Origin of the sequence: Streptomyces sp. NBC_00076 (genome assembly GCF_045041235.1) — a bacterium.
GTDB lineage: Bacteria > Actinomycetota > Actinomycetes > Streptomycetales > Streptomycetaceae > Streptomyces.
Genome location: NZ_CP108242.1, coordinates 8,644,490 through 8,664,114 on the forward strand (window position 1 = coordinate 8,644,490; position 19,625 = coordinate 8,664,114).

Consider the following 19,625-nt stretch of genomic DNA (forward strand, 5'->3'; position numbering starts at 1 on the left):
GCTCACCGGCGTCTCCGGAACGAAGGGAAACCAACGTTATGCCGTTCGAAGTGCTGACCATGGGCCGCGTGGGAGTGGATGTGTACCCGCTCCAGACAGGCGTGGGGCTGGCCGAGGTCACCTCGTTCGGCAAGTACCTGGGCGGCAGCCCGACCAATGTCGCGGTGGCCGCGGCGCGCTACGGGCGTACGGCCGCGGTGATCACGAAGACCGGCCGGGACCCGTTCGGCGGCTTCGTGCGCACCGCGCTGGCCGGCTACGGCGTCGACAGCCGCTTCGTCGGTACGTCGGACATCGCGCCGACCCCGGTGACGTTCTGCGAGATCTTCCCGCCGGATGATTTCCCGCTGTACTTCTACCGCCTGCCCAAGGCGCCCGACCTGGACATCGCCGCCGGTGAGCTGGACCTGGGCGCGGTCCGGGACGCGGTGGTCTTCTGGATGACGGGCACCGGGCTGAGCGAGGAGCCCAGCCGCTCGGCCACGCTGGCCGCGCTGGAGCGCCGGGCGAAGGCGGGCACGACGGTGTTCGACCTGGACTGGCGGCCGATGTTCTGGGCCGACCCCGCCCGGGCGCGGACGTACTACGCCGAGGCGCTGCGGCACAGCACGGTGGCGGTCGGCAATCTCGACGAGTGCGAGGTCGCCACCGGCGAGCGCGAACCCTACGCCGCCGCGAACGCCCTGCTGGCCGCGGGCGTGGAGCTGGCGGTGGTCAAGCAGGGCCCGAAGGGCGTACTGGCCATGGACCGCAGCGGAGCGGTCGCCGAGATCCCCCCGATGCCGGTCGACGTGGTCAACGGCCTCGGTGCCGGTGACGCCTTCGGCGGTGCCCTGTGCCACGGTCTGCTCTCCGGCTGGGACATGAGCCGCACGGTGTCCTTCGCCAACGCCGCCGGTGCCCTCGTCGCCGGCCGTCTGTCCTGCTCGGACGCCATGCCGACCGAGGCTGAAGTCATTACCAAGCTCGATGAGGTGACCCGTGCAGTCTGAGAAGCTGAGCCGGATCGTGTCCGCCCGCGTGGGCGACCCCGGCGCCATCGCGGCCGCCGCGGCCCGCCGTATCAGGGCCCCGTCGCTGCTGGGCGAGCACGGCAAGGCGATGATCATCGCGGCCGACCATCCGGCACGGGGCGCGAACGGTGTCGGCTCCGACCCGACCGCCATGGCCGACCGCTTCGAACTCCTCGACCGGTTGTGCACCGCCCTGGAACGCCCTGGGGTGACTGGGGTGTTGGCCACCGCCGACATTCTCGAGGACCTCCTGCTGCTCGGCGTCCTCGACGGCAAGAGCGTCTTCGGTTCCATGAACCGGGCCGGGCTCGCGGGTTCGGTGTTCGAGATCGACGACAGGTTCACCGGCTACGACGCCGAGACCATCGCCGCGATGGGCTTCGACGGCGGCAAGATGCTCACTCGCGTCGCCCTCGACGACCCGGCCACCCCGGGCGCCCTGTCCGAGACCGCGCGCGCCGTCAATGAACTCAATGACCGTCGACTCATCGCCATGGTCGAGCCGTTCATGTCGGCATGGAAGGACGGCGGGATCCGCAACGACCTGTCGACGGACGCCGTCGTCAAGTCCGTCACGATCGCGTCCGGGCTGGGCCGGCGTACCGCCTACACCTGGCTCAAGCTGCCGGTCGTCGCCGGCATGGAGCGCGTCCTGGCCTCCTCGACCCTCCCGGCGCTGCTGCTGGGTGGTGAGGTGACCGACCCGGAGGCGGCGTTCGCCTCCTGGGGCAAGGCGCTCAAGCAGCCCACCGCGCAGGGCCTGGTCGTAGGCCGTTCCCTGCTCTATCCGGCGGGCGGCGACGTGGCCGGAGCCGTCGACAAGGCGGTGAGCCTGCTGTGAGCGACACCAGCAAGTACCACCTGCCCAGGGGCACTTCCGCCGACGGGCCCTACGACCTCCTGGTCACGCCCGAGTCGGCGGGCTGGGGATACTCCGGCCTCAGGATCCTGACCCTGAGGCCGGGCCAGGCACACGCCCTGTCCACCGGGGACTCCGAGTTCCTGGTCCTGCCACTGACCGGCTCCTGCACCGTCACCACGGACGCCAGGATCTTCGAACTCGAAGGAAGGACCGGTGTGTTCGCCTCGGTCACCGACTTCGCCTATCTGCCTCCCGAGACGGAGGCCCTGATCAGCAGCGCACAGGGAGGTCTGTTCGCGCTGCCCTCCGCCCGTACCGAGCGGAGCTCACTCTCCGCTCGGTACGGGCCCAAGGAGGACGTGCCCGTAGAGCTCCGCGGCTCGGGGGCGTGTTCGAGGCAGGTCAACAACTACTGCCTGCCCGCCACCTTCGACGCCGAGCAGCTACTGGTCTGCGAGGTGCTCACACCCGGCGGCAACTGGTCGTCGTATCCGCCGCACAAGCACGACGAGGCGCGGCAGGACGTGGAGTCGGAGCTGGAGGAGATCTACTACTTCCAGGTCGCGGGAGACGGGAACGGCTTCGGCTACCTGGGGGTGCCCCCGCGCGAGCGAAGCCGAGCGTGGGGGAGGGTCTACGGCACCGCCGAGCGGCCCATCGACGTGCTCGCCGAGGTCCGCTCCGGTGACACCGTCCTCATCCCGCACGGCTGGCACGGACCGTCCATCGCCGCGCCCGGCTACGACCTCTACTACCTCAACGTCATGGCCGGCCCCGGCCAGGACCGCGCCTGGCTGATCTGCGACGACCCCGCCCACGGCTGGGTCCGCACCACCTGGGAGTCCCAGGACATGGACGACCGGCTTCCCTTCGAAGGACTCACGCAGCGATGAACACCGTCCGGCTGACCACCGCGCAGGCTCTGGTGCGCTTCCTCGCGAACCAGTACAGCGAGCGCGACGGGCAGGAACAGCGGCTCATCCCCGGGGTGTGGGGCATCTTCGGCCACGGCAACGTGGCCGGGATCGGGCAGGCCCTCCTGCAGGCCGCCACCACCGGCGAGGCGGATCTGCCCTACTACCTGGCCCGTAACGAGCAGGGCATGGTCCATGCCTCCGTCGCCTACGCGAAAATGCGCGACCGGCTGGCCACCTTCGCCTGCACCGCCTCCACCGGCCCCGGCTCCACCAACATGATCACCGGTGCGGCACTGGCCACCACCAACCGGATCCCCGTGCTGCTGCTGCCGTCCGACATGTTCGCCACCCGCGCCGCCGACCCGGTGCTGCAGCAGCTGGAGGACACCCGCGGCGGCGACGTCACCGTCAACGACACCTTCCGCGCAGTCTCCAAGTACTTCGACCGCATCTCGCGCCCCGAGCAGCTGATCCCGGCCGCCCTGGCCGCGATGCGGGTGCTGACCGACCCGGTGGAGACCGGGGCCGTCACGCTCGCGCTGCCGCAGGACGTGCAGGCCGAGGCCCACGACTGGCCCCTGCCCCTCTTCCGGCGGCGGGTGTGGCACGTGGGCCGCCCGGTCCCGGAGCCGGCCGCCGTCGAGCGGGCCGCCCGCCTGCTGCGCGGCGCCCGCAAGCCGCTCATCGTGGCCGGTGGGGGTGCCGTGTACTCCGGTGCGGAGACCGCGCTGCAGGCGTTCGCGGAAACCACCGGCGTCCCGGTCGCCGACACCCACGCCGGCAAGGGCGCCGTCCCCTGGGACCACCCGTGCGCGGTCGGGGGCATCGGCTCGACGGGGTCGTACGCGGCGAACGAGCTCGCGAAGGAAGCCGACGTCGTCCTCGGCATCGGCACCCGCTACTCCGATTTCACCACCGCCAGCCATACCGTCTTCGCCCACCCGGACGTCACCTTCGTCAACCTCAACGTGGCCCGCCTGGACGCCGTCAAGCACTCTGCCGAGCCGTTGGTCGCCGACGCCCGCCTCGGCATCCAGGCCCTCGCCGGTGCGCTCACGGACTGGGAGGTCGACCCGACATACCGCGAGCGCACCCGCCACCTCATCGCCCGCACCAGGGAGATCGAGGACCGGTGCTTCACCATCGGCCACGGACCGCTGCCCGCCCAGACCGAGATTCTCGGCGCGCTCAACTCCGTGCTCGACGAGCGCGCTGTGGTCATCAACGCGGCCGGCTCCATGCCCGGCGACCTCCAGCAGCTGTGGCGTGCGAGCGACCCCAAGGCGTACCACGTCGAGTACGCCTACTCCTGCATGGGCTACGAGGTCGCGGCCGGTGTCGGCGCCAAGATGGCCGATCACTCCCGCGAGGTCGTCGTGCTGGTCGGTGACGGCTCCTATCTGATGATGGCGCAGGAGATCGTGACCATGGTCTCCGAAGGCCTGAAGGTCATCATCGTCCTGGTCCAGAACCACGGCTTCGCCTCCATCGGCGCCCTGTCCGAGTCGCTCGGCTCGCAGCGGTTCGGCACCAAGTACCGCTACCGCAACGGCGATTCAGGACAGCTCGACGGCGACGTGCTGCCGGTCGACCTGGCCTCGAATGCCTCCTCCCTGGGCGCGGACGTCCTGCACGCCACCTCGGTCGAGGAGTTCCGCTCCGCGATGGAGAAGGCCAAGGCCGCCACCCGCACCACCGTCGTGCACGTCGAGACCGACCTCTACGGGCCCAACCCGCCCGGCCACGGCTGGTGGGACGTCCCGGTCAGCCAGACCTCCGCCCTGGAGTCCACTCGCAGCGCGTACGACACCTACGCCGCCCACAAGACGACCCAGCGCCACTACCTGTAAGACCCGTCCCCGCAAAGGAAACCCGCACCGTGAAGACCATCGAGCACTGGATCAACGGCTCCCCCAACCCGGGCTCCGCTTCCGACACCCAGCCGGTGTTCAACCCGGCCACCGGACAGGAGCAGGCCCAGGTCGTCCTCGGCGGCGCCACCGACGTCGACACGGCGGTCCAGGCGGCCTCCCGCGCCTTCGAGACCTGGTCGGAGTCGTCCCTCACCCAGCGCACCCAGGTCATGTTCGCCTTCCGCCAGTTGCTGGTGGAGCACGAAGAGGAGCTGGGCCGGATCATCTCCGCCGAGCACGGCAAGACGGTCGACGACGCCCGCGGCGAGATCACCCGCGGCCGTGAGGTCGTGGAGTTCGCCTGCGGCCTCGGTGACGTCCTCAAGGGCAGCTTCTCCGACCAGGTCTCGCGTGGCGTGGACGTGCACAACTTCCGCCAGCCGCTCGGCGTGGTGGCGGGCATCACCCCCTTCAACTTCCCCGCGATGGTGCCGCTGTGGATGCACCCCATCGCCATCGCCACCGGCAACACCTTCATCCTCAAGCCCTCCGAACGCGACCCCTCGGCGGCGAACTTCGTCGCCGAGCTGTACAGGAGGGCAGGTCTTCCGGACGGCGTCTTCAACGTCGTGCACGGCGGCAAGGAAGCGGTCGACGCCATCCTCACCCACCCCGGCATCGAGGCCGTCTCCTTCGTCGGATCGACGCCGATCGCCAAGTACGTGCACGAGCAGGCCACTTCGCACGGCAAGCGGGTCCAGGCCCTCGGCGGCGCCAAGAACCACGCCGTCGTTCTCCCGGACGCGGACCTGGAATTCGCCGCGAACCACATCACCGCCGGCGCCTACGGCTCCGCCGGTGAGCGCTGCATGGCCGTCTCCGTGGCCGTCGCGGTCGGCGACGCCGCGGACGGGCTGGTCGAGGTCCTGGAGCGCAAGGCCCGCGAGGTGAAGGTCGGTCCCGGCGACGTGCCCGGCACGGAGATGGGCCCCCTGGTCACCAAGGCCGCCCAGGAGCGTGTCGAGAACGCAGTCGGCACCGCGGCCACCCAGGGCGCCACCTTGGTCGTCGACGGGCGTGGGCTGAAGGTCGACGGCCACGAGGAGGGCTTCTTCACCGGCCCGTCCCTGCTCGACCACGTCACCGCTGAGATGGACGCCTACAAGGAGGAACTGTTCGGGCCGGTCCTTGCCGTCGTGCGCGTCCAGTCACTCGACGAAGCGATCGCGTTGATCAACGCCAACCCCTACGGCAACGGCACCGCCCTGTTCACCGCCTCAGGCGAGGCCGCCCGCCGATTCCAGCGCAACATCCACGTCGGCATGATCGGCATCAACGTCCCCGTGCCCGTCCCGATGTCGTACTACTCCTTCGGCGGCTGGAAGGACTCCCTCATCGGCGACAACCCCATCCACGGCTCCGAGGGCATCCGCTTCTACACCCGCCCCAAGGTCGTCACGACCCGCTGGCCCCAGCAGAGCCACAGCGTCGCCGCGGGCTTCAACTTCCCCACCTCCAACTGACCCCCGCTCCCTCCACCGAAGGACACGCCATGGCAACGGCGCCATCCCCGCTCCGCACGACCGCCGGCAACCTGTGCCTGGGCTCCGCCCCCGACTCCTGGGGCATCTGGTTCCCCGAGGACGAGCACCAGGTGCCGTACACCCGCTTCCTCGACGAGCTGGCCGCGGCCGGGTACCAGTGGCTGGAGCTCGGACCCTACGGCTATCTCCCCACCGACCCACAGCGGCTGAAGGCGGAGCTGGACGCCCGCGGGCTCCGGGTCTCCGGCGGCACCGCCTTCGGCGCACTGCACCGGCCGGAAGCCTGGGACGACATGCTCACCCACGTCCGCCAGGTCGCCACGCTGACGGCTGCCGCGGGCGCCCACCACCTGGTCCTGATCCCACCGATGTACCGGGACGAGAAGACCGGCGCGTTCACCGAGTCGCCCGAGCTGACCGCCGAGCAGTGGGCGGGCTTCGGCAAGGCCGCCGACCGGCTGGGCAAGGTACTGCTCGACGAGTACGACATACGCCTCGTCATCCACCCTCACGCCGACAGCCACATCCAGACCCAGCCGGAGATCGAACGGCTGCTGAACGAGTCGGACTCGCGCTACACCAACCTCTGCCTGGACACCGGGCACGTGGCCTACGGCGGCGGGGACAACCTCGACCTGATCCGCCGCTTCGGCGAGCGCGTCGGCTACGTCCACATCAAGCAGATGGACCCGGCCGTGCTCGCCCAAGTGGCCGCCGAGGACCTGTCGTTCGGCGAGGCCGTCAGGCGCGGAGTCTGTGTGTCACCCCCGGCCGGTGTGCCGAACCCCTCCGACGTGGTGACCGAACTGGCGAAGCTGGCCGCCGAGTTGTTCGTGATCGTCGAGCAGGACCTGTACCCGTGCGCTCCCGAGGTGCCGCTGCCCATCGCGGTCAGCACGCGTGAGCATCTGGCGGGCTGCGGGCTGACGGGCTCCCGACGCCCGAACCTCGACCGATAGGAGGTGGCCATGGACGTCAGGGACGACGCAACTCAAGCCCCCACCCGCACGAACGACGCCCCGCCCGCCGTCTCCCGGCGGCTGCGCGTCATCACCGTCATCGCCACCTTCGGCGGCCTGCTCTTCGGCTACGACACCGGCGTCATCAACGGCGCCCTGCCGTACATGACCGACGACCTCGATCTGACCGCGGTCACCGAAGGCATGGTCACCAGCTCACTGCTCCTCGGCGCGGCTCTGGGCGCGATCACCGGCGGCCGCCTGTCGGACGCGCGCGGACGACGCCGTACGATCCTCACCCTCGCCGTGATCTTCTTCGTCGGCGCGCTGGGCTGCACGCTCGCGCCGAACGTCGCGGTCATGGTGGTGGCCCGGTTCGTACTCGGCCTCGCGGTCGGTGGGGCCTCGGTGACCGTGCCCGTCTACCTCGCCGAGGTCTCCCCCGCCGAACGGCGCGGCGCACTGGTCACCCGCAACGAACTGATGATCGTCAGCGGGCAGTTGCTGGCCTTCACCTCGAACGCGGTCATCGCCCAGGTCGGAGGTGAGTCCGGCGGAGTGTGGCGCTGGATGCTCGTGCTCGCCACCATCCCGGCCGTCGTGCTCTGGTTCGGCATGCTGGTGATGCCGGAGAGCCCACGCTGGCTCGCCTCCAAGACCCGCTTCAGCGAGGCTCTCGACGTGCTCAAGCAGGTGCGCTCCCAGCAGCGGGCCGAGGCCGAGCTCGCCGAGGTGTCCGCGCTCGCCGTGAAGGAGGAGCAGGAGAAGCTGGGTGGCTGGCAGGACATGCGGTCCACACCATGGCTGCGCAAGCTGATGTTCGTCGGCTTCGGCATCGCGATCGTGCAGCAGATCACCGGCGTCAACACGATCATGTACTACGGCACCCAGATCCTCACCGACGCCGGCTTCGCCGCCGACAGCGCGCTGACCGCGAACATCGCCAACGGCGTCATCTCGGTACTGGCCACCTTCGTCGGCATCTGGCTGCTGGGCCGGGTACCTCGTCGGCCGATGCTGATGACCGGTCAGATCGGTACCACCTCAGCCCTGTTGCTCATCGGGGTGTTCTCGCTGATGCTTCCGTCCGGCGACGGCCGGGCGTACGCCGTGCTCGCGATGACGGTGACCTTCCTCGCCTTCCAGCAGGGCGCGATCTCCCCGGTGACCTGGCTGATGCTCTCGGAGATCTTCCCGATGCGCATGCGCGGGTTCGGGATGGGGATCGCGGCCGTGGTGCTGTGGCTGACCAACTTCGCGATCGGCCTGGTCTTCCCGTCCCTCGTCTCCGGGATCGGAGTCTCCAACACCTTCTTCCTCTTCGTTGTGGCAGGCGTCTTCTCGTTCACCTTCGTCAAGCTCTACGTCCCCGAGACCAGGGGCCGCACCCTCGAAACCCTCGAAGCCGAACTCCGGGCGCGCTTCTCCTAGTCGGACCCAGTTAGGAAACGATCATGACTGTACGTGTAGGTGTCATCGGCGCCGGCTGGATTGGCAAGGAGCACATCCGGCGTCTCACCGACACCGTCACCGGCGCCCGCGTCACCGCGGTCACCGACATCGACGCCGCCCGCGCCGCGGAGGCAGCGGCGCCGGTCGGCGCCCGAGTGATGCCCGACGGCGCTGCCCTGATCGCCGCGGACGACGTCGACGCCGTGCTCGTGACGTCCTGGGGCCCGACCCACGCCGAGCACGTGCTGAACGCGATAGCCGCCGGGAAACCGGTGTTCTGCGAGAAGCCCCTCGCGACGACCGCCGAGGACTGCCTCAAGATCGTCGAGGCCGAGGTCGCGCACGGCCGCCGCCTGGTCCAGGTCGGCTTCATGCGCCGCTACGACGCCGGATACCGGAAGATGAAGCAGGTCATCGACTCCGGCCGGATCGGCGAGCCGCTGATCGTGCACTGCGCCCACCGCAACCCGACCGTCCCCGAGTCGTACGTCTCCTCGATGGCCGCACTCGACACGGCCGTGCACGAGGTGGACGTGCTGCGCTGGCTGCTGGACGACGAGATCGTCTCCACCCAGGTGCTCACCCCGCGCGCCACGAGCAAGCGGTTCGCGCACCTCAAGGACCCCCAGATCATGCTCTTCGAGACCGCCAAGGGCGTCCGGATCGACCTGGAGGTCTTTGTCAACTGCCAGTACGGCTACGACATCCAGTGCGAGGCCGTCGGCGAGGAGGGGCTGGTCCGGCTGCCGGATCCGGCAGCCGTCGGTGTCCGCGTCGCCGCCCAGCACAGCACAGAGGTACTCACGGACTGGGTGGGCCGCTTCGCGGACGCCTTCGACACCGAGTTCCGCGAGTGGATCACGAACGTGACGGCCGGCAACGAGCCCACGGGCCCGTCGGCCTGGGACGGCTACGCCGCGACCGTCATCACCAGCGCGACCGCCGAGGCCCTGGAGTCGAGCCGCGTCGTCGCCACGGACCTCAAGCCCCGTCCCGCCTTCTACGGATGTGCCGCGTGAAGATCGCCCTCGACCCGTACATGCTCCGTGCCTTGTCCATCGACGACATGGTGCGCACGGTGGCCGAACTCGGCTACGAATACATCGAGTTGTCGCCGCGTGACGACTTCATGCCGTTCTTCCTCCACCCGCGGGCGGACGACGAGCGCATCGCCGAGCTGAAGAACGCCCTGCATACGCACGGCGTGAAGCTGTCCTCCGTGCTGCCGCTGTACAAGTGGTCCTCGCCCGACGAGACCGAGCGGCAGGCCGCCGTCCGGTACTGGAAGCGGATGATCGAGATCACCGCGGACCTGGAATGTCCGCTGATGAACTCGGAGTTCAACGGGCGCCCGGAGCGCGCCGCCGAGAGCGAAGCCGCGTTCTGGCGCTCCCTGGAGGAACTGCTGCCGCTGTTCGAGCGCGAAGGCATCGCTCTGAACCTGGAAGCCCACCCCGACGATTTCTGCGAGGAGAACACCCCCGCCGTCGACCTGGTCCGCGCCATCAACAAGCCCTGGGTGAACTACCTCTACTGCGCACCGCACTCCTTCCATCTCTCCGGGGCGGACCCGACGGCGGACATCGCCGCGATGATGCGCTACGCGGGCGACAAGCTCCAGCACGTCCACATCGCCGACTCTTTCAATCACAAGGGTTCCAGCGGCCTGCGCTACATCCTCAACCCGCCCGGCACCCCTGCCCGCATCCACCAGCACCTCGACATCGGCCAGGGCGAGGTCGACTGGGACGCCTTTTTCGGCACCCTGCGCGAGCTGCACTTCGACGGCGTCGCGGCGGCCTGCGTCTTCGCCTGGGAGGAACGGGCGCGCGAGTCCTCGGCGTTCATGCTCGACCGGATCACCAAGGAACTCGCGGCGTAGTCCCTCGCGCGGAGTCCGACAGCGCCTGAGGTCCGCCTCCGCACGCAGGGCACTCCCTCAGTGGCGTGTCCGGGCGGCTACGGCGTTGCGGCGGTCGCCGCCCTCCCGGACGGCCGGTCCGTCGCCGTGAAGATCGCCGACGGCGCCGACCGGGCCCGCGTCCCGGTCACCGCGGCCGCCCTCGCCCGAGCCGGCGTCGACCCGGCGGCGCTCACCGAGTTCGCGGGCCAGCCGCTGCTCGGCGGCGGCCGTCCCGTCGGCCGGGTCCGCCCGGTCCGTGCACTCGACCCGGTCATCCCCTCCGTCACGCACAGCCCCGTCTGACTCCGCGTACAGCCTCGTCCGAGAGAAGGGCCCGCTCAGCCATGACCGCCGCAGCCACCCGCAACGAACACGACTTGCTCGGCGACCGTCACGTCCCCGCCGAGGCGTACTGGGGCATCCACACCCTGCGCGCCACCGAGAACTTCCCCATCACCGGCACCCCGATCTCCGCCTACCCGCACCTGATCGACGCCCTCGCCGCCGTCAAGGAGGCCGCCGCCCTGGCCAACCTGGAGCTGGGGCTTCTGGACGCGAGGAAGGCCGCCGCCATCGTGGAGGCATGCCGCGAGATCCGCGACGGCAAGCTGCACGACCAGTTCGTCGTCGACGTCGTCCAGGGCGGCGCCGGCACCTCGACCAACATGAACGCCAACGAGGTCGTCGCCAACCGGGCGTTGGAGCTGCTCGGCCACGCCAAGGGCGAGTACGGGCACCTGCACCCCAACGAGGACGTCAACCTCGGCCAGTCGACCAATGACGTCTACCCGACCGCCGTCAAGATCGCGACGGTCTTCGCGGTACGTGGCCTGCTCGAGGCGATGTCCGTACTGCAGGACGCGTTCGCCCGTAAGGCCGTCGAGTTCCACGACGTGCTCAAGATGGGCCGCACACAGCTGCAGGACGCGGTGCCGATGACGCTCGGTCAGGAGTTCTCCGCGTACGCCGTCATGACCGACGAGGACCGCAGCCGTCTCGCCGAGGCCGTCGAGCTGATCCATGAGATCAACCTGGGCGCCACGGCGATCGGGACGGGGCTCAACGCCCCCGCCGGATACGCCGAGTCGGCCCGCCGCCACCTCTCCGCGATCACCGGACTCCAGCTGGTCACCGCGGCCAACCTGGTCGAAGCCACCCAGGACTGCGGCGCGTTCGTCCAGATGTCCGGCGTGCTCAAGCGGATCGCCGTCAAGCTCTCCAAGAGCTGCAACGACCTGCGCCTGCTGTCGTCAGGACCCCGCGCGGGACTCGGAGAGATCAACCTGCCGCCCGTGCAGGCCGGTTCGTCCATCATGCCCGGCAAGGTCAACCCGGTGATCCCCGAGGTCGTCAACCAGGTCGCCTTCGAGGTGATCGGCAACGACGTCACCATCACGATGGCCGCCGAGGCCGGACAGCTCCAGCTCAACGCCTTCGAGCCGATCATCCTGCACTCCCTGTCGGAGTCCATCACCCACCTGCGCGCCGCCTGCCTCACCCTCGCCGAACGCTGCGTGGACGGCATCACCGCCAACACCGAGGCGCTGCGGGCGAGCGTGGAGAACTCCATCGGCCTGGTGACCGCCCTCAACCCGCACATCGGTTACACCGCTGCCACCGACATCGCCAAGGAGGCGCTGAACAGCGGTCGCGGAGTCGCCGAACTCGTCCTGGAGAAGGGGCTGTTGCCGTCCGCGACCCCGGCCCTGGACTTCGACCAGGAGGTCGCCGCCTCCGAGTCCGCGCACGGTGACCGCAACGCGGCCCTGGCCCACTTCATGGCGGCCTACGGCAACATCGACAACCCGATCCCGGTCCTGCTCGACCAGCACTTCCGGTAGTGCCCGCGTCCGACAGGGGCAGGGCGCCCGCCAACTCCGAGCGGACATGGCTCTTTCATCTCCTGGTGGTGTGCGGGTGGTCAGGCGCGGAAGCTGGGCGGTGGCTCGAAGCCGGGCACGTGCTCGGCGAGGTGGCCTGCGAGCTCGATCACGGTGCGGTCCTCGAGGTACGGGCCGATGATCTGCAGGCCGACGGGCAGCCCGTCGCCGCGCGTGCGGCCGATCGGCACTGACGCGGCGGGTAGGCCGAGTAGATTGGCGATGCCGACCCAGCTCACGAGGTCCCAGTACGGTCGCGTCAACCCGTTGACCTCGATCACACGCGCGTCCATGTCTGGCGACTGGTCGTGCGGGATCGCCGGCAGCGACAGGACCGGGCACACGAGCACGTCGTAGTCTCGGAAGAAGCTGGCCCATCGGCGGCGCATCTGCCAGCGCTCCTCGTCGGCACGCAGCCAGTCGCGATGACGCTGGACGAAGCCGCGCAGGTGGCGTGCGCTGACGTCGTCGGCAGCAGGTGGAAGCTGCGCCAGCCCTGCGTCGATCCCTGCCACCTCCTCGTCGGCCAGTCCGGGCGAGAGCGCCCCCATCAGCAGCTGCCGGTAGAGGCGGTCCGACGCCTCCAGTGCGACCGGGCCGGGGCGCCGTTCCACGCGAGCGCCCGCGCGCTCGAGCGCGCCGACTGCGTCCTGGAGCAGCTCCAGGACCGTGGCGTCAACCGGAGCCCACGGGTCGTCCAGCCACGCGGCGACACGGAAACCCGCGAGTTCTCGCCTGCGTGGAGGCGGCAGCTCGAGCCGCCAGGCCGGGCGGTCCTCCTCGGTCGGTCCTGCGAGCACGTCGAGCGCCAGTTCGAGGTCGTCGGCGCTGCGCGCGAGCGGGCCGGCGGCCACCAGGTCCCTCGGCGCGAACACCCCCGGATGTGACGAGTGACCGCGCTGCGAGACGACGCCCCGGGACGGCTTGAGGCCGTAGACGCCGCACGCGTGGGCGGGGTTGCGGATCGAGCCTGCGATGTCGCTGCCGAGTTCGAGCCCGGCCAGGCCCGCCGCCACCGAGGCGGCCGAACCACCCGACGAGCCGCCTGGCCCGCGCGACAGGTCCCAGGGGTTGCTTGTCGTGCCGTAGACCTCGTTGAACGCTTGGCCCTCGCGGCACCAGATCGGCAGGTTCGTCTTGCCGAACACGACGGCGCCCGCTGCGCGCAGCCGTGCGACCGCAGCAGCATCGTGACTCGACACGTTGTCGGCGAGCGCGGGAGCGCCGCAGGTCGTGCGCATGCCGACCGCCTCGAAGCACTCCTTGACAGTCATCGGGAGCCCGTGCAGCGGGCCGAGCGAGCGGCCGGCAGCGATCGCCTCGTCGGCGGCGCGGGCTGCCTCGCGCGCTCGCTCTTCGTCCAGCACCACGACTGCGTTGATCGTGGGGTTCAGGCGCGCGACGCGCTCCAGGTAGTAGTCGAGCAGTTCGCTGCTCGACAGCTCCTTGCGGGCCAGCGCCGCGACGAGGCGCGTCGCCGACGCGAACGCGAGGTCGCTCATGTTGCTCTCCTCATGTTGGTGGTGTTCGGGGTGGGATGCCCGGATGCCCAGGGCGATGGGGTGTGGCTGATGAGGCCTGTAGTCGACTCCTGCAGGCCGACACGGGAGCAACCTGGACTTCCTGATCGTCTTCAGGGGCTCGCAGGTGAGCCGCGAATCCCACTGACCTGGCGTCAGCGGTGGAGTCCAGGGCACCCGGCTTACGACGCCAGGCCAGTGGGGCACCGCTGTTGTTCGCTGCGGCCGGGTTGGCGGCCGTCGGCCGGGTTCTGGACCTCCTGTCCGGATCTTCGGGCCCCTGGTCAGCGACACCCCCGCAGGGCCGTGCGGAGGGTGTCGGCTCGTTCGTCGGGGAAGCCGCCGGGACGGGCGGTCTCGTAGGCGAAGACGACTTGTGATTCGAGGTGTGCGAAGGCCATGCCTCCGCCGAGGCCGTAGGTGCCCGTGCCGGCCATCACCCTGCCGGGAGCGCTGACCATGAACCCGGTGCCCCAGCGATTGTCTTCATCGGGGCCGAGACAAAGGTGGCCCTTCGGAGCGAACCAGCCGCGCGTCGTCGAGTTCCGTCGCCGTCATGCGCCCAGTGAACACCGTCGGCCGCGCATGTGCCTGGTACTCGTAGTCCCAGGAAGAAGGGGCTTCTGGCTGATCGTGCCGCGGCGCCGGAGGCTGGACGCATGACGACAACACTGATCACCGGAGCCAACAAGGGCCTCGGCCACGAGACCGCCCGCCAGCTCATCGCCGCAGGTCACACGGTTTACGTGGGTGCCCGCGACGCCGAGCGCGGACGCCGGGCCGCCGAGCAGTTGGGCGCACGGTTCGTCCTCCTCGACGTCACCGACGACGCCACGGTCGAGACCGCGGCCAAGACCATCGCGGCCGACGGCGGCCTCGACGTACTGATCAACAACGCCGGAATCGCGAGCAGGGCCGACGCCCACAGTGTGCCCACCGCCGAGACCGTGACCGCCGACCAGATGCGGAACACCTTCGAGACGAACGTCTTCGGCGTCGTCCGCGTCACCCACGCCTTCCTGCCCCTGCTGCAGCGCTCGGCCGCACCGGTCGTGGTCAACGTCACCGGCGGCCTCGCCTCGCTGACCAACCTCTCCGACCCCGAGCATCCCACGCACTTCTACCCGGGCGTCGCCTACCCGGCGTCCAAAACCGCGGTCAACATGCTCACCGTGCAGTACGCGAAGGCGTTCCCGGACATGCGGATCAACTCCGTCGAGTCCGGCTTCATCAAGACGGACCTCAACGACAACACCGGCACGCAGACCGTCGAGCAGGGCGCCGAGGTCATCGTCCGCCTGGCGCAGATCGGTCCCGACGGCCCGACCGGGGGCTACTTCGACGCCGACGGTCCGCTGCCCTGGTAAGTCACAGTCGTAGCAGCCGGGGCGCCATGCCCTCCGCGCGCAGCAGCGCCCCGGCACAGCGGGTGTTCAGTGGAACCCGATCCCGCCCAGCACCTGCCGGCAATACCGGGCCGCGGCCAGCGCGGCCAGACCGGCCGCCGCCTCGGCCGGCAAGGAACCCAGCCCGTCCTCCGCGACGGCGAGTCCAGTACCCGGCCACCACAAGGCACCTGGACCTTGAACGCTCGCACTACCTGCTCCTTCTTGATCAGCAGCAGGAAGCCACAGAGCTACACCCAAAGAACCGTCGAACCGGCTGCTTCGTACCACGACTCGCAGCCTGAGAGGGAGCCTCATGACAACGTCGTCTGCCCGCAGGGACCCGGCAGCTTCACCGGATCTACTCCTCGTGCACGGTGCATGGCATGGCCCGTGGGCCTGGGACCTACTGCTCCCGAAACTCCCCGGTACCGTGCGCACGGTGGCTCTACCGTCCTGCGGAAGCGACGTCAGTGCGCTGGGCGGCTTCGCCGAGGACGTCGAAGCGATCAGAACCGAATTGGCGAAGAGCGCCGACAGGCCCACCGTCGCCGTGGCCCACTCGGGCAGTGGCCTCTCAACGACGCAGGCGGTGTGCGGGCAGCGGCACGTCGTCGGCGTCGTGTACGTGGCCGCACTCGTGGCCGATGTCGGCCAGCGCGTGTCCGACCTGTTCACCGGCCCGCCGCCGACCTGGTGGGATCTGCATCCGGAGGAAGCGTACGTCGACGCGCTCACTCCACTGCCCGTCTTCTACAACGACGTGCCCACGGACATCGCGGAGTCCTGTGCCGCTCGGCTGGAACACCAGTCCCTCGCCGGAGATCAGGTGATGCTGACCGACGCCGCGTGGCGTCACATGCCGACCACCTACATCGTCTGTGACAAGGACCGCGCCGTCCTACCGTCCGTTCAGGAGCAGATGGCGAAACACGCAGTCCGGGTCCACCACCTGCCAAGCGGGCACTCGCCGTTCCTGTCGATGCCCGACGAACTCGCCGCGGTGATCAGCCGCGAGAGTGAGGAGTTCATGCGCGCCGGCACAGATCAGGAAGCTTATTGATCCGAAACGGTAAGCGTTCTGGGTCGTTGAATGCTGTGTGAGTGAACTGGTGCTTGATGCACGGCAGTTGTCGCCGTCGGCGCAGGAAGCGTTGCGGCTGCGGGCGGTGGCCGCGCTGGTGGAGGGCCGGGACGGCGAGGACGTCGCGGCGGTGTTCAAGGTCTCGCTCAAGGCGGTGGACGGCTGGTGGATGAAGTGGCAGGCCGGTGGGCGTGAGGCGCTGACCGCGCGTCCGCGTGGGCGGCGCGTGGGTGAGCATCAGGTGCTGTCCGGGGCCGAGCAGGCGGCGGTGCGGCAGGCGATTTTGGATCACTTGCCGTGTGACCTGGGTCTTCGTGGTCAGTTGTGGACGCGTGGCCAGGTGGGTGAGCTGATCGCGAAGCTGTATCGGGTGCGGATGACCGAGCCCGGGGTGGGCAATTATCTGCGGCGCTGGGGACTGTCGTTCCAGCGGCCCGACAAGCGCGCGGTCGAGCAGAACCCGGAGGCGGTGCGGACCTGGCTGGAGGTGACATGGCCGGCGATCCGGGCGACGGCGAGGGCCGAGAACGGTGAGGTGCTGTTCGCCGACCAGGTCGGCATCCGTTCCGATCAGGCCACCGGTCGCACCTGGGGCGAGAAGGGCCCGCGCCGCACCGGCAACCGGTTCTCCGTGAATGCGATGTCCGCGATCAGCACGAAGGGCCGGATGCACTTCATGGTGTTCACCGAGACCTTCGACGCGAAGGTCATGTACCGCTTCCTCGACCGGCTCATCGGCCACTTCGACCGCAAGATCCACCTCGTGGTGGACGGTCACTCCGCACACCGCTCCCGCGTGGTCCGCACATGGCTGGCCAACCACGCCGACAGGATCGAGCTGCACTTCCTGCCCTCGTACTCGCCCGAACTGAACCCCGACGAACTCGTCAACGCCGACCTCAAACGAAGCCTGCCCATGAGCAGCAGGGCCCGCAACCAGGCCCAACTCGCAGCCGAGACCCGCAGGTTCTTCCATCGCCGCCAGCGCCAGCCCCACATCGTCCGCGGTTAATTCGGCGGCCCCCACGTCCGCTACACCCTCGAAGAGAACCCTTTGAGTTTCTGATCAATAGGGCGTGCAGATCTTTAACTCGTCTTTTTGACCTTGGTTTGGGTGGGGTTGGAAACGAGGAACATTGCGACGTCATTCGGTGTGCGGAAACGGGCGGTGGGCGTTGATGCGGTGTCCGTGGGCTTCCAGGAGCGGGTGAACTTCCTGTTTCGCGCGGCTGATGGTCGGGGCGGTGACGCCGAAGAGTTGGCCGAGGAGATCCATGGTGGCGAGTTTGCGCAGGTGGAGCACGGTGGCCAGGATCCGCTCGGCTGGGGTGAGTTTGGCCTTGGCGCCTGTGCCAGGAGCTGCCAGGCGTTCGTGACCGCGACGTGTGCGGAGCGTCTGCTCTCGCTGTAGCTCCAGCGCGGGAGTCAGTGTGGCGATGAGTTCGTTGAGTTGTTGGCGGGTCATACCGGTCAGTGCCGGGTCCTGCAGTGAACGCGGCGTCGGGCGATGCGGCTCGTCCGCCGTGCTGTTCATTGGCGTCGCGTCCAGCGGATGCTGGGGGTGGAGCGTGTAGTTCCAGTCGCCGTGGAAGCGGTGCCGGGTGATCGGCAGGGCGGCGATCTCGTCGTCGCTGACCTGGATGCCGGTGGGGTACGCGTTGGTGTCGAGTTCGGCGTGCACGGTCAGGCCGGTTTTGGTGGTGGTCGCCGCGATGCTCTCGACGATGACTTCGTGGCTGGTCAGGGGCCTTCCACGCCAGTTCATGGTGATGTGGGAGAACAGCCGGTGCTCGATCCGGTTCCACTTCGAAGTCCCGGACAATGCCGTTGCTTGAAGGGCGAAGCAATTCGATGCGGTGACCGCCGGGGTGCTGGTTCGTTGACCGGACATGCATCCATGGATCGGGTTATCCGATGAGGTCCGGCTCGGGTTGCTCACCTAAGCGTTGTCCCGTAACTGCTGGTCATCTCGACGGGGGACGCCGCCCGGTCAGCCGAAGATGAGCTCGACGTCCTTGTCCCGACAGAGCCTCATGACGGTGACCAGCTGGCTGGCGTCACCGATGCGCCGTTGGAGAACCGGATCACTGTCATCGTGTTGTCGCTGGTCGATGATTGCTTCCAGTCGGGGCAGCATGGCCGCGCATTGAGCGGGCGTGAGGTCGGGGCCGTCGTCTGGATGATCGAGTAGCGGTTCCAGCGTGGTGGAGACACTGCTCCACGGACGGCCTCCGCCGAAGCCATACATCTCGTCGAGGGTGAATCCCTCCGCCTGGGCCAACCACTTCCTGAACATGCTGAAGCCGCTGTAGGACCAGGAGATGTCCGGGCTGGTCACGTTGCCATCTCCGGGAAAGAGCACGAGCCCCATCAGTCCTCCTTGCTTGCCCAGTGCCCCAGGATCAGTTGCAGGGAGGAGTGTCGGCAACTGAAATGATCTGCAGCATGGCTGGTGTGATCACGGCGTCGGAGCCGTCCTGGATAGCACCGTTCACTGGGCTGAGTCCGCGTCAGTTCGGCAAGCTGATCACAGCGTTGCGGCGCGAGGGCGCCGACCCGGTGCGCAAGGGCCGACCCTGGAGCCTGCCACTGGAGGACCGCGTGCTGTTGGTCGCCGCGTCTGGCGGACGAACCTGACGCTGCGCCAACTGGCGCCGCTGTTCGGGATATCCAAGTCCGCGGCGACCGCATCATCGACCACCTCGGACCTGCGCTCGCCCTCCAGCCTCGCAAACGGTTCCGCAAGGACACCGTGCTGATCGTGGACGGCACCCTGGTGCCCACCCGCGACCATCGGGTCGCCGAGCAGTCGAAGAACTACCGCTACTCCACCAACCACCAGGTCGTCATCGACGCCGACACCCGGCTCGTCGTGGCCGTCGGCCGGCCACTGCCCGGCAACCGCAACGACTGCAAGGCGTGGGAGCTGTCCGGCGCGAAAGATGCCGTCGGCCGCACCACGGTCATCGCGGACGGCGGCTACCGCGGCACCGGCCTGGTCATCCCGCACCGACGCGAGCGCGGCCAGGCCGAACTCCCGGCATGGAAAGACGAACACAACGCCTCCCACCGCAAGGTCCGCGCCCGCGTCGAGCACGCCTTCGCCCGCATGAAGACCTGGAAGATCCTCCGCGACTGCCGTCTCAAGGGCGACGGCGTCCATCACGCCATGCTTGGCGTCGCCCGGCTGCACAACCTCACCCTTGGCGGGTGACCTAGGAACGACAGGCCATCCAACATGCCAGAGATCATT

At 69.0% G+C, this 19,625-nt stretch carries 18 protein-coding genes and 3 pseudogenes; 15 read left to right on the forward strand and 6 right to left on the reverse strand.

Going from position 1 to position 19,625, the window contains the following annotated elements; genetic code table 11:
* The first annotated feature begins 38 nt into the window (after nucleotides 1-38).
* From iolC to aspA, 11 genes and pseudogenes are all read left to right on the forward strand, one after another.
* Nucleotides 39-992 (forward strand): 5-dehydro-2-deoxygluconokinase, encoded by a 954-nt coding sequence (gene iolC, locus OHA64_RS38800; RefSeq protein WP_405621426.1) that lies wholly within the window; start codon nucleotides 39-41, stop codon nucleotides 990-992.
* A complete protein-coding gene (locus OHA64_RS38805; protein ID WP_405621428.1) occupies nucleotides 982-1,854 on the forward strand; it encodes an aldolase in 873 nt (290 codons plus the stop codon). The genes iolC and OHA64_RS38805 overlap by 11 nt, the downstream gene beginning before the upstream one ends.
* Nucleotides 1,851-2,768 (forward strand): 5-deoxy-glucuronate isomerase, encoded by a 918-nt coding sequence (iolB, locus tag OHA64_RS38810; RefSeq protein WP_405621430.1) that lies wholly within the window; start codon nucleotides 1,851-1,853, stop codon nucleotides 2,766-2,768. Before OHA64_RS38805 ends, iolB begins: the two co-directional genes overlap by 4 nt.
* Complete coding sequence (iolD, locus tag OHA64_RS38815; protein WP_405621432.1) at nucleotides 2,765-4,642, forward strand: 3D-(3,5/4)-trihydroxycyclohexane-1,2-dione acylhydrolase (decyclizing); 1,878 nt, start codon at nucleotides 2,765-2,767, stop codon at nucleotides 4,640-4,642. The genes iolB and iolD overlap by 4 nt, the downstream gene beginning before the upstream one ends.
* A gap of 29 nt (nucleotides 4,643-4,671) precedes the next feature.
* On the forward strand, nucleotides 4,672-6,168 hold the full coding sequence (locus OHA64_RS38820; RefSeq protein WP_405621434.1) for a CoA-acylating methylmalonate-semialdehyde dehydrogenase: 1,497 nt from the start codon (nucleotides 4,672-4,674) through the stop codon (nucleotides 6,166-6,168).
* A 29-nt stretch (nucleotides 6,169-6,197) separates the two neighbouring features.
* Nucleotides 6,198-7,148, forward strand: coding sequence for a TIM barrel protein (locus OHA64_RS38825; protein WP_405621436.1), 951 nt, complete (start codon nucleotides 6,198-6,200; stop codon nucleotides 7,146-7,148).
* 9 nt (nucleotides 7,149-7,157) lie between these two features.
* Nucleotides 7,158-8,579 carry a sugar porter family MFS transporter gene (locus OHA64_RS38830; protein WP_405621438.1) on the forward strand — a complete coding sequence of 474 codons (1,422 nt, stop codon included), beginning with the start codon at nucleotides 7,158-7,160 and terminating at the stop codon, nucleotides 8,577-8,579.
* Nucleotides 8,580-8,602: 23 nt separating this feature from the next.
* Complete coding sequence (locus OHA64_RS38835; protein WP_405621440.1) at nucleotides 8,603-9,619, forward strand: Gfo/Idh/MocA family oxidoreductase; 1,017 nt, start codon at nucleotides 8,603-8,605, stop codon at nucleotides 9,617-9,619.
* Nucleotides 9,616-10,482, forward strand: coding sequence for a sugar phosphate isomerase/epimerase family protein (locus OHA64_RS38840; protein ID WP_405621442.1), 867 nt, complete (start codon nucleotides 9,616-9,618; stop codon nucleotides 10,480-10,482). Before OHA64_RS38835 ends, OHA64_RS38840 begins: the two co-directional genes overlap by 4 nt.
* A 12-nt stretch (nucleotides 10,483-10,494) precedes the next feature.
* Nucleotides 10,495-10,806, forward strand: a pseudogene (locus tag OHA64_RS38845) (asparaginase); the annotation flags it as partial.
* Nucleotides 10,807-10,847: 41 nt separating this feature from the next.
* On the forward strand, nucleotides 10,848-12,344 hold the full coding sequence (gene aspA, locus OHA64_RS38850; protein ID WP_405621444.1) for an aspartate ammonia-lyase: 1,497 nt from the start codon (nucleotides 10,848-10,850) through the stop codon (nucleotides 12,342-12,344).
* Between the two features lie 80 nt (nucleotides 12,345-12,424).
* On the opposite strand, the gene OHA64_RS38855 is transcribed toward aspA, so the two are convergent.
* Nucleotides 12,425-13,885, reverse strand: a complete 1,461-nt coding sequence (locus OHA64_RS38855; protein WP_405621446.1) for an amidase — start codon at nucleotides 13,883-13,885, stop codon at nucleotides 12,425-12,427.
* 302 nt (nucleotides 13,886-14,187) lie between these two features.
* On the reverse strand, nucleotides 14,188-14,364 hold the full coding sequence (locus tag OHA64_RS38860; RefSeq protein WP_405621448.1) for a hypothetical protein: 177 nt from the start codon (nucleotides 14,362-14,364) through the stop codon (nucleotides 14,188-14,190).
* Nucleotides 14,365-14,562: 198 nt separating this feature from the next.
* On the opposite strand from OHA64_RS38860, the gene OHA64_RS38865 reads away from it, so the two are divergent.
* Complete coding sequence (locus OHA64_RS38865) at nucleotides 14,563-15,270, forward strand: SDR family oxidoreductase (protein WP_405621450.1); 708 nt, start codon at nucleotides 14,563-14,565, stop codon at nucleotides 15,268-15,270.
* Nucleotides 15,271-15,336: 66 nt separating this feature from the next.
* On the opposite strand, the gene OHA64_RS38870 is transcribed toward OHA64_RS38865, so the two are convergent.
* Nucleotides 15,337-15,474: a hypothetical protein gene (locus tag OHA64_RS38870; protein WP_405621452.1), complete on the reverse strand. Its 138-nt coding sequence runs from the start codon at nucleotides 15,472-15,474 to the stop codon at nucleotides 15,337-15,339.
* A 130-nt stretch (nucleotides 15,475-15,604) separates the two neighbouring features.
* Between OHA64_RS38870 and OHA64_RS38875 the strand changes: the two genes are divergently transcribed.
* Nucleotides 15,605-16,351, forward strand: coding sequence for an alpha/beta hydrolase (locus OHA64_RS38875; RefSeq protein ID WP_405621454.1), 747 nt, complete (start codon nucleotides 15,605-15,607; stop codon nucleotides 16,349-16,351).
* Nucleotides 16,352-16,388: 37 nt separating this feature from the next.
* A complete protein-coding gene (locus OHA64_RS38880; protein WP_405621456.1) occupies nucleotides 16,389-17,384 on the forward strand; it encodes an IS630 family transposase in 996 nt (331 codons plus the stop codon).
* A 132-nt stretch (nucleotides 17,385-17,516) separates the two neighbouring features.
* Here OHA64_RS38880 and OHA64_RS38885 read toward each other — a convergent pair whose 3' ends face one another.
* From OHA64_RS38885 to OHA64_RS38895, 3 genes and pseudogenes are all read right to left on the reverse strand, one after another.
* Nucleotides 17,517-17,906, reverse strand: a complete 390-nt coding sequence (locus OHA64_RS38885) for a transposase family protein (RefSeq protein ID WP_405624292.1) — start codon at nucleotides 17,904-17,906, stop codon at nucleotides 17,517-17,519.
* A gap of 21 nt (nucleotides 17,907-17,927) precedes the next feature.
* A pseudogene (locus OHA64_RS38890) lies at nucleotides 17,928-18,188 on the reverse strand (ISAzo13-like element transposase-related protein); the annotation flags it as partial.
* A 174-nt stretch (nucleotides 18,189-18,362) separates the two neighbouring features.
* The gene (locus OHA64_RS38895; protein WP_405621458.1) at nucleotides 18,363-18,743 is read right to left on the reverse strand and encodes a hypothetical protein; all 381 of its coding nucleotides are present in this window, start codon (nucleotides 18,741-18,743) and stop codon (nucleotides 18,363-18,365) included.
* 74 nt (nucleotides 18,744-18,817) lie between these two features.
* Between OHA64_RS38895 and OHA64_RS38900 the strand changes: the two are divergent.
* Nucleotides 18,818-19,586, forward strand: a pseudogene (locus OHA64_RS38900) (transposase).
* Nucleotides 19,587-19,625 lie beyond the last annotated feature (39 nt).